Genomic DNA, 15,018 nt, shown 5'->3' with positions numbered 1-15,018 from the left:
GGGTTCTCACCTGGGGAGCCCGGCCGGGTGGTGCCCGGCCGGGCTCAGCGGATCAGAAGCGGTTCGGGGCGCGTTCCGGGACCGGGGACCCGGGGAGCGCGTCCGGCTTCTCGTTCTGGCGGGCCTGCGCGTTCGACGTGGCGGTCGCCTTGCAGGTCACGTCCTTCGCGGGCAGCTTGCCGGTGGCCAGGTAGCGGTTGACCGCGCCGTCCGTGCAGGTGTTGCCGCTCGGGTAGACACCGTGGCCCTCGCCGCCGAGGACGGTGACCATCTTCGAGCCCTTCAGCTGGGCGTGCAGGGCCTGGCCGCTGGGCAGCGGGGTCTGCGAGTCCCACTCGTTCTGGACGACCAGGGAGCCGACCTTGTTCTTCACCACGGTCACCGGCTCGGCGGACTTCCCCCAGAAGGCACAGGGCTTGATGCTGGATGCGAAGTCCCCGAAGAGCGGGTAGCGGCCCTTGTCCGCGATGGCGTCCCGACGGTAGCTCTCGGGGTTGCGGGACCAGGCGGCCGAGTTGTCGCCGCACACCACGGCCCAGAAGCCGGCCGTCATGTTGTCGGCGGGGGTCTCGGCGGCGAGCGCGGCCTTTCCGGCCCACTCGGGCGCCGGGGTGCCGCCGCCCTCGGTGATGCGGGCGAGTTTCTTCGCGGAGGCGGGCTTGCCCTGCGCGGCCTTCTTCAGCTCCACGACCGCCTCGGACGCGGCCTGCGGGGTGAAGGACAGCGCGCGCATCCCCTGGCGGATGTCGTCGCCGTTGGTGGGCTGCCCGTCCACCTCGATCGGGTCCTTGTCGGCCCGCGCGACGAGATCCCAGAAGGTCCGGTCGACCTTCTTCGGGGTGTTGCCGAGGCCGTACGTCTTCGAGCGCGCGGCGGCCCACTCGGTCCACCGGTCGAACGCGGGTTCCGCGCCCTCCGCCCACCACTGGATCATCCCGCGCCAGGCGCGCTGCGGGTCGACCGCGCTGTCCAGGACGAACCGGTCGGCGCGCTTCGGGAAGAGCTGGGCGTAGACGGCCCCCAGATAGGTGCCGTAGGAGTAGCCGACGTAGGAGATCTTCTTCTCGCCGAGGATCGCCCGGACCAGATCCATGTCGCGCGCGGTGTTGCGGGTCGTGATGTGCGGGAGCCGGTCCCCCGTCTTCTTGCGGCACTTGTCCGCCACCGTGCGCGCCCAGGCGACGTCCTTGGCGTACGTCTCCGCCTTGTAGGGCCGCAGCCAGTTCTCCTGCTTCGGCGTGAGGTTGCAGGAGACCGGGCTGGAGCGGCCGATGCCGCGCGGGTCGAACCCGACCAGGTCGTAGCTCTTGAGTACGGACTTGGGCAGCTCCTCCTTCATCAACAGCGGCATCCACAGCCCGTCGCCGCCGGGGCCGCCGGGGTTGGAGAGCAGGATGCCGCGCCGTTTGCCGGGGTCCGCGGTTCTGATCCGGGATATCGCCAGGTCGATCCGCTTGCCTCCGGGCTTCCGGTAGTCCAGCGGGACCTTGACGGTGGCACACTGGTACGCCGCCGGGGTTTCGGCATCGCACCGCTTCCACGTGGGCTTCTGCTTCGCGTACCGGTCGAGCACGCTCTTGGCGGCGGGCGAGGGGACGGCCGAGGGGGTCCCGGCCGAGGGGGCGGCAGCCGGGGCCGCGGTGGCCGTCGAGGCGGCGAACGCCGGGGCCAGCGTCGCCATGGCGCTCACGGCCACCAGGGGCGCGAGACGTCGTCTGCGCACGATATCGATCCTTCCGGTCGCATGTTCGGACAGGAGGATCTTGTCGGATCTGTGCACGTCTGCGTATCCCCCCGGGGGCCCCACTCCTGTACGTCTCCGGAATGACGGCAACAGACCTGAATGGTCCGCGGGTTGGAGAACCATTCACGCCGCGGCGGGTCCACTTCCCTCCCGGCGCGCCCGGGGATTCCGGGCGCGCCGGGAGGGACTCTGCGTCCTTGCGGGTTACGGCTTCTGACGGCCGTTCAGCGCGGACACCTCCTCGGCGGTCAGGGCCTTGTCGTACACCTCGACCTGATCGACGGAGCCGTCCCAGAAGTCGGCCTCGGCGCCGTCGTACCGGGCCCGCCCGACGGAGAGCGGGCCGGTGCTCACATCGGCCGGACCGGCCTCGGTGGTGGCGGCGGGCTTCCCGTCGACGTACAGCGTGATCTCGTCACCCTTGCGGACCCCGACCAGGTGGTACCACTTCCCGGTCTCCGGGACGGTCTCCAGGCGGGCGCGCTTGCCGCCCGGGGTGGAGAAGGCGAACGCCCCCTGGCCGTACTGGAGATAGAAGGGGTTCTCGGTCCGCCGGCCGTCCTGGCTGACGACGGTGGCGTAGTTGCCGGGTACGGCGTCGAGCGAGGCCCACGCGGAGACGGTGTAGTCCTTGGTGGTGTCCACGACCGGGCCGGCGCTCTGCGCGTAACTCCCCTCGCCGTCGAACTTCAGCGCCGAGCCCGTGACGCCCGGGGCCCAGGACGAGCCGCCCTCCAGGGTGAGATGGGCCTTGTTGGGGCCGCTGTCGCGGGCGGTCGTGCCCTTGTTCTCGTCGAGCGACCAGGAACCGCCGCCCTTCAGCGCGTCGCGCTCACCGGCGTCGGCTCCGGCCGCGATGACCTGGCGGTTGATCTCCCGGACCTTCTTCGGGTCGACCTTGATCTCCCGACGGTCGTACGTCCAGAGCCCGTTGAGCTCGTTCTCCAGATCGCTGACCTGGGTGTAGACGGAGCCGGACAGTTCGGCTCCGGCGGCCGCGAGGTAGTACGTACGGGTGTTGTCGACGTACTTGGCGGTGAGAGCGGCCTTGTCCGCGACGCCGGAGTAGATGTTGGCCGGGGCCCCGGGCCACATGTGACCGGGCGTCCGCAGCGTGAAGCCGCCGTGCTCGCCGTCCATCGCGGCGCGCTTGTCGTCCGGGAAGGCCGGGTCGTTGTTCACGTAGTCGTGGTGGTCGATGATCTCGCCCTTGCCGGAATCACCCTTGGAGGCACAGCAGTTGACGCCGCTGTGCGCGTTGACCACGCGGGACGGGTCCAGCGCCTTGACATCCTCGGCGATCTTGCCGGTCTCCGTGCGGTCCCACTCGCCCCAGCCCTCGTTGAAGACGATCCAGCCGCTGATCGAGGGGGAGTTGTGGAACTGCTTCATCAACTCCTTGCCCTGGGTGAGGAAGGCGTTCTTGCCGGCGTCGTTGTCGATGTCGGCGTTGACGAAGTCCTGCCACACCAGCAGTCCGAGCCGGTCGGCGTGGTAGTACCAGCGCGGCGACTCGACCTTGATGTGCTTGCGTACGGCGTTGAAGCCGAGGTCCTTCTGGGCCTTCAGGTCGAAGGTGAGGGCCGCGTCGCTGGGCTGGGTGTACAGCCCGTCGGGCCAGAAGCCCTGGTCGAGCATGGCGAGGGAGAAGAACGGCTTCCCGTTGAGGACGAGCTTCTGGTAGCCGCCGACCTTGTCGACCTTCAACTGCCGCATGCCGAAGTAGCTTTCGACGCTGTCCTTGGAGCGGCCGTCGGTGAGGGAGACGTCGAGGTCGTACAGGTAGGGGTCGTCGGGCGACCAGAGGTGCGGGTTCTTGAGCTGGAGGCCGAGCTCGCGGTTGGCGGGGCCGCTGACCGTGCCGACGACCTTGCCCTTGCGGTCGCGGGCGACGGCGGTGATCCGGGCGTCGGCGGACGCCTTCGCGGAGTTGACGGTGATGGCGAGGCGGTCGGTGTCGATGTCCGGGGTGGTGGTCAGGGAGTCGATGGCGGCGGGGGCGACCGGCTCCATCCACACGGTCTGCCAGATGCCGGAGGTCGGGGTGTAGACGATCCCGCCGGGGTTGGTGGACTGCTTGCCCTTGGGCTGGTTCGGGCCGGTCGTGTCGGTGACCGCGACGACGATCTCCTGGGGGCCGCTGCCCTTCAGCGCGTCGGTGATGTCGGCGCTGAACCCGGTGTAGCCGCCGGTGTGTTCGGCGACCTTGGTGCCGTTGACCCAGACGGTGGACCGATAGTCGACGGCGTCGAAGTTGAGCTTCAGCCGCTTGTCCTTGCCGTTCTTGTCCTTGCCTCCCTTGGCGATGGACCAGTTCTTCGGCACGGTGACGAGCTTGCGGTAGAACATGTGGTCCTCGTCGCGCTCCAGGCCGGAGAGCTGGGACTCGACCGGGAACGGCACGATGATCTTCTCGTCGAGCTTCTTGCCGAAGACCGGCTGCTCGCCCTCGGTGGCCCCGGCGAACTCCCAGGGGCCGTTGAGGTTCTTCCACTGGTCGCGGATCTGCTGCGGCCGGGGGTACTCGGGCAGCGGGTGGTTCTTGTCCAGCTTGTCGCCCCAGGTGGTGGTGAGGCGGTGTGTGGAGAGGTTCTTGGCGGTGCGGCCGATCTCCGGGACGGTCTCGGACCCGGACTTCAGGCCGCCCTTGCCGTCGTAGGCGACCTTGACGCGCTGGTCCTTCTGTACGGGCGCGGCGAGTTCGACGATCAGCGCGTTCGGGTTGCCCGAGGCCCGGTTCACCGACTTCACCGGCATCGGGGAGGTGTCGACCTCGATCTTGAGGTGTTCCTTCACCTTCCGGTAGTCCGCGACCCGGTCCCTGAAGGTGGCCTGGAGGCGCTTGCCGTTCTGCGCGACGCTCAGGGCGACCGGGTAGACCTCGAAGTCGGCGGGCGGGGTGAACGCGGACTCGGGGACGATCTGCTTCTCGATCGTGTCGCTCCGCCAGCGCAGGAACATGCTGGCGCCGCCGGTGTCCTGGAACATCTCCAGCTTGAAGTCGTGCTTCTCCCCCACCTTCAGGGCGATCGGCTCGCTGTGCTGCTCCTTGTCCCAGTCCGGCTCCCAGTGATCGATGACAACGTTGCCGTCGAGGAAGAGCCGGAACCCGTTGTCGCCGATGGCGGAGAAGGTGTACTCGCCGGTCTCGGGGGCTTCGATCTGTCCGGTCCACCGGGCCGTCGTGTGCTCGGTCTTCCCGGTCGCCGACTCGAACGTACCGGTGAGTCCGGGGAAGTTGACGTCCGGGTCGAGGGTCGTGGCGCCGAGCTCGGCGAAGTCACGGGCGCCCGGGGCGGACATGCTGAAGTACTCGCCCTTCAGCCCGTGGACATCGGTGACCGGGTCGTCGGCCGTGAAGGCCTTCGCGGTGGCTTCGGCCGGTACGGCGGGTGCGGCGGCCGCCGTCGGGACCAGGGTGGCACCGACCGGTATGAGCAGCGCCGCAGCGCAGGTCAGGGCCCTGAACAGGGCACGGGGGCGCGGGTGTTGTCGTCTCAAGGCGTCGTCCTCGTCGAAGAGCCGGGGGTGCCTCCAACCTGCGAGGCACTGCACATAGTCGAACATTGAGCCACAACACCAAACACTGCACAACGGTCGTGCACGCGGAATTTTCAACGATAGAAACGACGGGCCTCACACCAGGAACGATGCGACCGCCGCCACGAAGCGGCCGGGGTCGTCGATCCACGGACAGTGCCCCGCCCCGGGCTGCTCGACGAAGGTTCCACGGCGGAACAGCTCCGCACACGCGGCCACCGCACGCGGCGGACTGTTCAGGTCGAACTCTCCGGCGAGCAGCAGGGCGGACCCTTCGAAGCCGGCGAGCCCCGTCCGCGTGGCCGCAGGATCGAAGGCCCCGTCGGCCGCGAATCCCGCGACGGCTTCGGCGTTGTCCGGGCGCGCGGCCGCGTGATGCCGCCGGGCCTCCGCGTCCCAGCGGCCCCAGAGGAAAGGGGCGACGGCCTCCCAGTCGCCGTCTCCCCCGTCGATGATCGCCTCCAGCTCCGCGAAGGCGGCCGGGAACCACGGCTCCCCCTCGCGGCGCAGCGCGAGCGCGCGGCGCATGTCGCCGTCGATCGGCACGCCTACCGCCCGGACGCCCGGGCCGATCAGGACGAGCCTGCCGACGCGCCACGGATGGCAAGCGGCGTACTGCATCGCGAGGTTCGCGCCGCCCGAGTGGGCCAGGAGGTCGATCCGATCGAGCCCGAGGTGGACGCGCAACGCCTCGACGTCGCCCACCTGGCGGTCGCAGCGGTAGGAGCCGGCCCGCTCGGGGCGTGCGGAGCGTCCGGTGCCGCGCGGATCGAGGAGGATCAGCCGGCGGTACGCGGCCAGCCCGCCCAGGTCGCCGAGATAGTCGGCACCCGTGGGCCCTCCGGGCAGGCAGATCATGGGCCCTCCGGCGCCGATGGCGCGATGGGCGAGCAGGGTTCCGTCAGGGGCGCGAAAGGTGGGCATGGCGGCCACCCTAAGCCCCATAACCACGTTATACAACTAGGTTATAAGACCTTGCCGCGGTGCGGTATAACCGTGGTATGACAGACGAGGAAGACGCGCTTCACCCCTCCGGTTTCCTGACGGAGGAACAGGCCCGGGAACTGTTCTCCGACATGAACGAGGTCATCCTCGCGGGCGAGGAGATGCGCCGGCTGCGCAGCGAGATGATCACCTTGTTCGCCGGTCTCGGCTGGACCCAGGAGCGGATCGCCCGGCTCACCGGCATGAGCCAGCCCGCGGTGTCCAAGCAGGTCGCGAAGGCCCGGCCGGGCGGGCCGACTCCCCCACCCGACATCGCCCTGGAGCAGCACGACACCCCCTGGCTGGAAGGGCGGCTCTGGGGCCTGGCGGAGGAGATCTCCGCGACCCTGGACGACAGCGCGCACTGCACGCGCTTCACCGACGCGCTCGGCCGGGGCCGCAAGCGGTTCACGCCGCAGAACGTGGACGCGCTGCGCCGCCTCGTCGAGAAGGATCTGAGGGAGCGTCGGGCGGAACTGCCCGGCAGCCACCGGAGCGCGTACGACGCGATCGGCCGCGGGCTCGACGTACCGGCGAAGACGGCGGCCACCGGGGCGGCCGGCACCGGGTCCGCCGCGGTGCGCCGGGCCCTCGCGCGCCGGATCCAGCGGGACCGGCTCGGAAGCGAGGACTGAGCCGGTCGGGGTGGTGCAAGCGGGGCTGCGCGTGCCTTCCGCCGCTGGTTTCCATGACCTTCCGCCGCCGGTTTCATGAAATGCCGTTCCGGGGGTACCCGAACTCCAGCCAGAAAGCTCACGCGACGGGGTGAACGCTATGAACGACCGCATTCTGATGACGTTTTCACCGGACGGCGAGACCCGTACCGATTTCGTCTGCCGGCCGGAGAAGGCCGCCGACGCACGGGACGCCGTCAGCGCCTTCGTCACCCGGCTGCATCCCGCGCCGACCTCGCACACGGTCCAGAACCTCCTGCTCCTCGTCTCGGAGCTGGTCACCAACGCGGTCCGGCACGCGGGGGCCGTCACCGCGCTGTGGCTGACCGCGGACCGCAGGGGCGTCCATGTCCGGGTCACCGACCCGAGCCCGGCGCACCCGCAGGACCGGACGCCCGACCTGACCGGCCGGACCGGGGGATTCGGCTGGCCGATGGTCCAGCGGCTGGCCCAGGAGGTACGGGTCCGCGAGACGGTGGGCGGCGGGAAGGTCATCCTGGCCACCGTGCCGCGCTGAGGCCGAAGCGCGTACGTGCCACACGGAGGCCGAAGCGGCGTACGAGCCACACAGAAGCCCTGCCGCGCTGAATTCAAAGCAGTCCGGGGCGGCGAAAACCTCGACGGCGGGCGGCGATCGGTACGTATCGATAGAATTCAGGCATGGGAGAGCGGCCCGCGACGCCGACTGCGCCCGAACTCGTTCTGGAGACCGATCTGGGCTCCACGGTGATGAGTCCGAGCCGGGACTACCATGTCGGGCGCGATCCCGGGAGCGACATCGTCATCGACGACGACCGGGTCTCCTGGCACCACGCGATCCTGCATCCCGAGGACGGCCACTGGACGATCGAGGACGAGGACAGCACGAACGGCACGTACACCGCCGGCCGGCGCATCCACGCCTCGGACGTCGGCGCGGGCAGCGAGATCCGCTTCGGCAATCCGAGCGACGGACCACGCGCCCTCCTGCTGGGCCGGGAACCTCCCGCGCCCTCCGCCGCGGCTGACCGTCCCTCCTCCGTCTCGATGCCCGGGGCGACCGGCACGTTCCGGCAGCCGACGACGGTACGGCCGCTGCCCGCGAAGACCGTACGGATCGGCCGCGACGCCGGGAACGACCTCGTCATCGACGATCTGGTCGTCTCGCGCCACCACGCCGAGCTGCGGGCGCTGGCCGACGGCACGTACGAGATCGTCGACCTCGGCAGCCACAACGGAACCTTCCTCAACGGTCAGCCGGTCGCCCGGGGCCCCGTCGGTCCCGGAGACATCGTCGGTATCGGCCACTCGGCGTTCTGCCTGGTCGGCGACTCGCTCCAGGAGTTCGTGGACACCGGTGAGGTGTCGCTGGACGTCCAGGACCTGGAGGTGACGGTCGGCCGCGCGGGCAAGGACGGCAAGACCCTGCTGGACAAGGTCTCCTTCCCCGTCGGCGAGAAGTGCCTGCTCGGCGTGGTGGGCCCCAGCGGCGCGGGCAAGTCCACGCTGCTCAACGCACTCACCGGCCAGCGCCCGGCCGACCGGGGCACGGTGCTCTACGACGGCCGTGACCTCTACCGTGACTTCGCCGAGCTGCGCCAGCGCATCGGCCTCGTCCCGCAGGACGACATCCTGCACGCGCAGCTGACCGTGCGCAAAGCCCTCGGTTACGCCGCCGAGCTCCGCTTCCCGCAGGACACCGCGAAGGCCGAGCGGCAGGCGCGGGTCACCGAGGTGATCCAGGAACTCGGCCTCGAACAGCGCGCCGACCAGCCGATCCACTCGCTCTCGGGCGGCCAGCGCAAGCGGGTGAGCGTGGCCCTGGAACTGCTGACGAAGCCTTCGCTGCTCTTTCTGGACGAGCCGACCTCGGGGCTCGACCCCGGCATGGACCGGTCGGTCATGCACATGCTGCGCGGACTGGCCGACGACGGGCGCACCGTCATCGTGGTGACGCACAGCGTGCTGAGCCTGGAGGTCTGCGACCGGCTGCTCGTCCTCGCGCCCGGCGGACGCATCGCCTACTACGGCCCGCCCGAGGACGCCCTCGCCTTCTTCGGTTTCGAGGAGTGGCCGGAGGCGTTCGAGGCGTTCGAGAACGACCGCGACCGCGACTGGGCGGCCACCTACGCCGGCTCGCCCTTCCGCTGGCAGTACATCGACAACGCCACGGCCCAGCCGCATCTGCCGGCCGCCGCGCCCGGAGCGATGGTCGCGCCACCGCCCAAGACCCGTAACTGGGGCGCGCAACTGCACACTCTGGTACGCCGGTACGCCTCCGCGCTGAGCGCGGACCGGACGTTCCTGATCATCATGATCGCGCTGCCGTTCGTCATGGGCGCGATGGCCCGCGCACTGGCGGGCAGCCGGCTCACCCAGGAGACGGCGATGAACGCCCTGCTGATCCTGTGCGTGGGCGGAGTGCTGACCGGAGCGGCCAACGCGGTACGGGAGCTGGTCAAGGAACGGGTGATCTACCAGCGCGAGAGAGCCGTCGGCCTGTCCAGATCCGCGTATCTGATGTCGAAGATCGTGGTGCTCGGAACCATCACCGTCCTCCAGGCCGTGGTGCTGACCCTGGTGGGTCTGGTGGGCGTCGATCTCGGCGCGCCGGGCGGCGAAGGGGTGTTCATGCCGCCGCTCGTGGAGATCACGCTGGCCGTGGCCCTGCTGTCCTTCACCGCGATGATGCTCGGCCTGCTGGTCTCCGCGCTGGTCCGCAAGGAGGAGGTCACGATGCCGCTGCTCGTCCTCCTCGCGATCGTCCAGGTCGTCTTCTGCGGCGCGCTGCTCAAGCTGCACGGTGTCCCGGGTGTGGAGCAGCTGTCCTGGCTGGTGCCGTCGCGGTGGGCGCTCGGCGCGATGGCCGGGACGATCGATCTGGCGCGGATCGTGCCGGGCGAGCTGACCTCCGATCCGCTCTTCGATCACTCGGCGGGGGTCTGGCTGCTCAACATGGGCATGATGGTCGTTCTCTCGCTCCTCTTCGGATACGTGGTCGCGAAACTGCTGAGGCGGCACGAGCCCGCGGTCATGCGGAAGTGAGGTGGTTCCATGGCGACCCCGACCCCGGAATTCCGCCCCACGCACGTCGTCCCGCCGGACGGGCTGCCCGCGTGGGAGTCGCCCGATGTCGCCCGCCCCACCGATCCGCTGGACGCGCTGCTTCCTGTCCAGGTGCAGGACCGGCGCGGGGACTGGGCGTACGTCGCGTGTTCCAACGGCTGGTCGGCCTGGGTCGACGGCCGCCTCCTCGTCTCCGTACCGCAGACGCCGCCGGCCCCCGGGGCGCCGCTAGCCCGCACCGCGGACCCGCGACCGCTGCTGGCCAGGGCGGAGGAGTCGCTGAGCCAGTACCGCCGGGCGGCCCAGGACCTGGCCGAGGGCCGCAGCGACGGCGAGGGCTTCCGGCAGCGGACGCGGGGGCTGCGGGTGGGGATGGTGGTGGACGGGGAGTCGGTGTGGCTGTACGACGCCGAGCACGAGCGGTGGGTCTTCTGCGACGGGACCCGCCTGAGCACGTACGCGGCGGAGGCGGGCCCGGGAGCGGCGGCACCGGCATCCGCGTCCGGGGAGACGGAGACGCCGGAGCCTTTTCGGGTGGCGGGAGGTGAGGGTCCCGAACCGGCACGTGCGGTGCCACCGGAGGGGCCCGAACCGACGCGCGTGGTCCCGCCGGAGGGACCCGAGCCCACGCGCGTGGTCCCGCCCGAGGGGCCCGAACCGACCCGTGCGGTTTCGCCTGATGGCCCCGAACCGACCCGTATGGTTCCGCCGGACGGCCCTGAGCCGACCCGTGCGGTTTCGCCTGATGGTCCCGAACCGACTCGTATGGTTTCGCCGGACGGCCCCGAACCGACCCGCGTCGTCACCGCCGACGGGCCCGAGCCGACACGCGTCGTACCACCCGAAGGGCCCGAGCCCACCCGCCTCGTCACCCCCGACGAAGCCGCATCCGCCCCCGTCGCACCGCCCACAGGGCCGGAACCGACCCGCGTGGTCACCCCCGACGAAGCGGACCGCACACCCGTTGCGCCGCCCGCAGGCCCCGAACCCACCCGGGCCATCACCGTCGCCGGGCCCGATGAACCGTCCGGCGGCGGCGGGGCGTCCGGCGATGGCGGGCGGTGACGGGCGATGGCGCCGCCGCCTCCCCCGTCGCACGATGCCGAGCTGCCCACCGGGCGCGGGGACGATCTCGTCGGCAAGCGGATCGCGAGCTATCTCGTGGAGGCCGAGATCGGGCGCGGCGGCATGGCCGTGGTCTACCGCGCCAAGGACCTGCGTCTCGACCGGATCGTCGCGCTGAAGCTGCTCGCCCCCGAGATGGCCCGTAACGACACCTTCCGGCAGCGGTTCACGCACGAGTCGCGGGTGGCGGCCGCGATCGACCACCCCCACATCGTGCCGGTGTTCGAGGCGGGCGAGACCGAAGGGCTGCTCTACATCGCCATGCGGTTCGTCGCGGGCGCGGATCTGCGCGTCCTGATCGACCGGCGCGGGCCGCTGGACCTGACCGCCGCCGTCCGGATCGCCGCCCAGGTCGCGTCCGCGCTCGACGCCGCCCATGACCACGACCTGGTGCACCGGGATGTGAAGCCCGGCAACATCCTGGTGGCGGCGGGCACCGACAGCGACCATCCGGAGCACGTGTATCTGACGGACTTCGGGCTGACGAAGAAGTCGCTGTCGCTGACCGGATTCACCACGGTCGGCCAGTTCGTCGGCACCCTCGACTACGTGGCGCCGGAACAGATCTCCGGGCGGCCGGTGGACGGGCGGTGTGACGTGTACAGCCTCGCCTGTGTCGTGCAGGAGACCCTGACCGGGGCGCCGCCCTTCCAGCGGGACGACGACATGGCGCTGCTCTGGGCCCACCAGTACGACCCGCCCACCCCGCCGAGCGGGCTGCGGCCCGGGCTGCCCGCCACCGTCGACGGCGTACTGGCGAAGGCGCTCGCCAAGTCGCCGGAGGACCGTTACGAGACCTGCCTGCGGTTCGTCGCCGCGCTGCGGGCCGCGGCGGCGGGCATCGGGCCCGGCGAGCACCCGGCGACCCGGGTGGACGCACCGGCCGGCTCCTGGTCGGCCACCCCCGAACCACCGCCCGCCCCGCCGCGCTGGGCCGCCCCGGTCTTCCCGGGGAGCGGCTGAGCGAAGGAGCGACGGCCGTTCAGACGTCCAGGACCGGCGGCCGTTCAGGCGTCGGAGCCGGAGCCAGTGCCGGAGCCGGAGCCAGGTCCTGGCTCCGGGTCCACCACCTCGCCGCGCCGACGCACCCGCGTGGCCGCGAGGCCGCCGAGGAAGCCGGTGACCAGGCCCCACAGCACCGCGAACCCGAGCGCCGTCCACAGTTTCGGGCGCAGCGACACCTCCCCGCCGAGTCCGCCGCCCAGGTCTCCCAGGCCCAGGAGGGACAGCCCGTAGTGGGCGGAGACCCGGGCGGTCAGGCAGATGAACAGCACCGTCAGGGTGAGCGCCACCGCCATATGGACCGCGTGCTGCCACAGCCGCGTCCGGGCGGGCGACCTCGCCGCCATGAGGAACGCGGCGGCCAGCACCAGCACGGCGACGACGACAACGAGCCAGCGGACGCGTCCGTCCTGTTCGGCGAGGGTGCTCAGGTTCAGGGTGGAGAGGTCGGGGGTGCGCAGGACGGTGTCGAGCACCTGGGGCATGGGCAGCCCGAAGGGGCCTTCGACCTTGCCCTCCCAGGACGCGCCGAGGCCGAGGGTAAGCGCGAGCCAGACCAGGTTGGGCAGTCCGAGGAGGAGAACGGCGGCGGTCTCGGCGGGGTGTCCGCGCGTGATCATCACGATGATCCCGGCGACGACACCCAGCGCGACGCACGCGAGGAGCAGCACGACCATGGCGTACGCCGCCGGGCGCACCGCTTCCTGGAAGCGCAGCAGCCGGCCGGGGAGCGGGGCGCGGCGCGAGACGATCAGGGCCAGCACGAGGACCCCGGCCAGCCACAGCAGCCCGAAGACCAGGGTGAGGGGGATCTCCGCGCGGAATCCGACCTTCGGGTCCGCGCCGAGGAGATCCCCGGCTTCGCTGCCGGTGAGGTCATCGGCCGAGAGGGTGAAGGTGTGCCGGGCGATGAGCGAGAGGACGATCAGCGCGACGATCCACAGGGCGGCGACACGGCCCGCCCAGCCCGCCAGTTCGCGGCCTCCGGCGACGGCCCGGTGGTGCAGCGGACGGAGGAAGCCCCGGCCGACGAGGAGCGCGCCCACGAGGGTGACCGACAGCGGCAGGACCGAGAGGTCGGCCTGCGTCCCCACGAGGGAACCGGCGTCCCCGGACAGCCCTACCGAGCCGCCCGCCGCCATCACCACCACCGCGGCGACGACGGCCGGGAACGCACCGCCGGGCAGCCCGGCGGCACCGGCGGCCCACAAGCCGAGGGCCGCGGTCACCACCATGGCCAGTACGCCGGTGAGGACCGCGAGGAGGGCGTGGCGCCAGCCGTGCGGGGCGGGTGCGCTGTTCTCGTCGTTGCTCGCGCGGACGTTCACGCCTGCCACGCTAAGCAGGGACCGTACGCTCCGCTCCCCGGGGAACCGGGTCCTCCCTCCGCTTGCGGGGACCGCCGGGGCAGAGCAGACAATGGTGCGAAATGCCCTGGATTGTCACGCTATGGCTCCGGTACGGAACCGGGTCGGGCGGGAGCCTCCGGGGTGGTCCCGACAACGGGGAGCAGAGCCCGTGAGTGTCCAACCGCCGCCATCCGGCCGCCCCACAGGACCGCCGTCCGGCCCGCTCTCGGGCCCTTCGGAGTCCGGCCCCACCCCGCCCCCGCCGACCGTTTCGGGCCCGCCGCCCGGCCCGCCCAGCGGCGGCGACCACGGTGGGCCGAACGGCCCCGGTGGCTCGGGCGGTTCGGGTGACGGGGGCGGCGAGGGCGGCTCCGGCGGTGGTCCCGGCGGCCCGGGCGGCGGCTCGGGCGCCGCCCCCGGTCCCCGCCCCGACCGCCCCTGGTGGCGCTCGGTGCCCCGGATCGCCGCGATCGCGACGGCCCTGGTCGCCGCGGTGGTGCTGGTGGTCGTGCTGACCCGGCCCGACGACGGCGGCGGGTCGAAGGAGGGCGGCGAGGTCTTCCTCCAGGCGGCGGGCGAGTCCGGGCCGGATCCGTTCACGGAGTCCACGGCGGACGGCGACGCCCCCGAGCCCGGGACCGCCAGCCCCTCCGTCGCGCCGAGCCCGTCGAAGACCGGCGCGCAGGTGACGCGGGGCGTGGACGGCGCGGCTCCGGGGCTGTACGGGGGCACGCAGAAGGTCTCCAGTTGCGATGTGGAGCAGCAGGTCAAGGTGTTGCGGGCGGCGCCGGACAAGAACCGGGCGTTCGCCTCGGTCCAGGACATCGAGCCGTCCGCCGTCCCCGGCTATCTGCGCGGGCTCACCCCCGTGACGCTGCGCCTGGACACCCGGGTCACCAACCACGGTTACCGGGACGGCGAGGCCAACGCCTATCAGGCCGTGCTCCAGGCGGGTACGGCGGTCCTCGTCGACGACCGGGGCGTCCCCAGGGTGCGGTGCGCGTGCGGGAACCCGCTGCTGCCGCCCGTCGCGCAGGACGATCCGCGGCAGACGGGCAAGGCGTGGCCGGGCTACCGGGCCTCCGACGTGGTCGTGGTGGAGCCGTCGGAGAAGCCGGTGAAAGAGTTCGTGATGGTCGATCCGGAGAACGGCGACTGGTTCAAGCGGCCGGCCGGCGACACGGGCAAGGGCGACAAGAAGACGGATCCGCCGAAGGACGCCTCCGAGTCTCCGTGCCCGCCCGGATCGGACCCCTGCCCCGACTCGTCCGGAACCACCCCGTCGGAGCCCGCGCCGGACGACCGGACGTCGCAGCCCGGTGAGGACCCGGCGACCTCCGAACCCCCGCCGGACGACCCGGCGACCTCGGAGCCGCCGCCCGACGACCCGGGGACCGAGCCCGCGCCGCAGGACCCGCCGGGCTCGCCCGACTCGCAGTCGGCCCCGCAGCCGCCCGCCCCGGACACCCAGGCCCCGGAGGATCCCGGCGCGGGAACGGCCCCGCCGGGCGCCCCCGCCTTCGGCTGAGCCGGTAGCCGGCGAGGAAAGACCGTC

At 71.6% G+C, this 15,018-nt stretch carries 9 protein-coding genes and 1 pseudogene; 6 read left to right on the top strand and 4 right to left on the bottom strand.

From position 1 onward, the window contains the following. Positions 1–52 precede the first annotated feature (52 nt). The 3 genes from A3Q37_RS18855 to A3Q37_RS18845 form a co-directional block, all read right to left on the bottom strand. A complete protein-coding gene (locus tag A3Q37_RS18855) occupies positions 53–1,681 on the bottom strand; it encodes an alpha/beta hydrolase (protein ID WP_255311858.1) in 1,629 nt (542 codons plus the stop codon). 267 nt (positions 1,682–1,948) lie between these two features. Continuing rightward, a complete protein-coding gene (locus A3Q37_RS18850; RefSeq protein WP_065486053.1) occupies positions 1,949–5,311 on the bottom strand; it encodes a LamG-like jellyroll fold domain-containing protein in 3,363 nt (1,120 codons plus the stop codon). 69 nt (positions 5,312–5,380) lie between these two features. Beyond that, entirely contained in the window at positions 5,381–6,208 is an 828-nt protein-coding gene (locus A3Q37_RS18845; protein WP_065486047.1) for an alpha/beta fold hydrolase, read from the bottom strand. Between the two features lie 77 nt (positions 6,209–6,285). Between A3Q37_RS18845 and A3Q37_RS18840 the strand changes: the two genes are divergently transcribed. The 5 genes and pseudogenes from A3Q37_RS18840 (at position 6,286) to A3Q37_RS18820 (ending at position 12,075) form a co-directional block, all read left to right on the top strand. Next, entirely contained in the window at positions 6,286–6,903 is a 618-nt protein-coding gene (locus A3Q37_RS18840) for a sigma-70 family RNA polymerase sigma factor (protein ID WP_065486041.1), read from the top strand. A gap of 139 nt (positions 6,904–7,042) precedes the next feature. After that, positions 7,043–7,459: an ATP-binding protein gene (locus A3Q37_RS18835; protein ID WP_065486038.1), complete on the top strand. Its 417-nt coding sequence runs from the start codon at positions 7,043–7,045 to the stop codon at positions 7,457–7,459. Between the two features lie 143 nt (positions 7,460–7,602). Next, on the top strand, positions 7,603–9,966 hold the full coding sequence (locus tag A3Q37_RS18830) for an FHA domain-containing protein (protein ID WP_065486035.1): 2,364 nt from the start codon (positions 7,603–7,605) through the stop codon (positions 9,964–9,966). Between the two features lie 9 nt (positions 9,967–9,975). Then, positions 9,976–10,464 (top strand): annotated as a pseudogene (locus A3Q37_RS18825) (hypothetical protein); the annotation flags it as partial. Between the two features lie 594 nt (positions 10,465–11,058). Then, complete coding sequence (locus A3Q37_RS18820; RefSeq protein ID WP_065486031.1) at positions 11,059–12,075, top strand: serine/threonine-protein kinase; 1,017 nt, start codon at positions 11,059–11,061, stop codon at positions 12,073–12,075. Between the two features lie 44 nt (positions 12,076–12,119). On the opposite strand, the gene A3Q37_RS18815 is transcribed toward A3Q37_RS18820, so the two are convergent. Beyond that, positions 12,120–13,442 carry a streptophobe family protein gene (locus A3Q37_RS18815; RefSeq protein WP_065486029.1) on the bottom strand — a complete coding sequence of 441 codons (1,323 nt, stop codon included), beginning with the start codon at positions 13,440–13,442 and terminating at the stop codon, positions 12,120–12,122. A gap of 190 nt (positions 13,443–13,632) precedes the next feature. On the opposite strand from A3Q37_RS18815, the gene A3Q37_RS18810 reads away from it, so the two are divergent. Beyond that, complete coding sequence (locus A3Q37_RS18810) at positions 13,633–14,991, top strand: DUF6777 domain-containing protein (protein ID WP_255311855.1); 1,359 nt, start codon at positions 13,633–13,635, stop codon at positions 14,989–14,991. Positions 14,992–15,018 lie beyond the last annotated feature (27 nt).

This window comes from Streptomyces sp. PTY087I2 (assembly GCF_001687325.1).
In the GTDB taxonomy this organism is placed as follows: domain Bacteria; phylum Actinomycetota; class Actinomycetes; order Streptomycetales; family Streptomycetaceae; genus Streptomyces.
The sequence above is the reverse complement of the archived record's forward strand: the minus strand, read 5'-3'. Positions and strand labels throughout refer to the sequence as shown.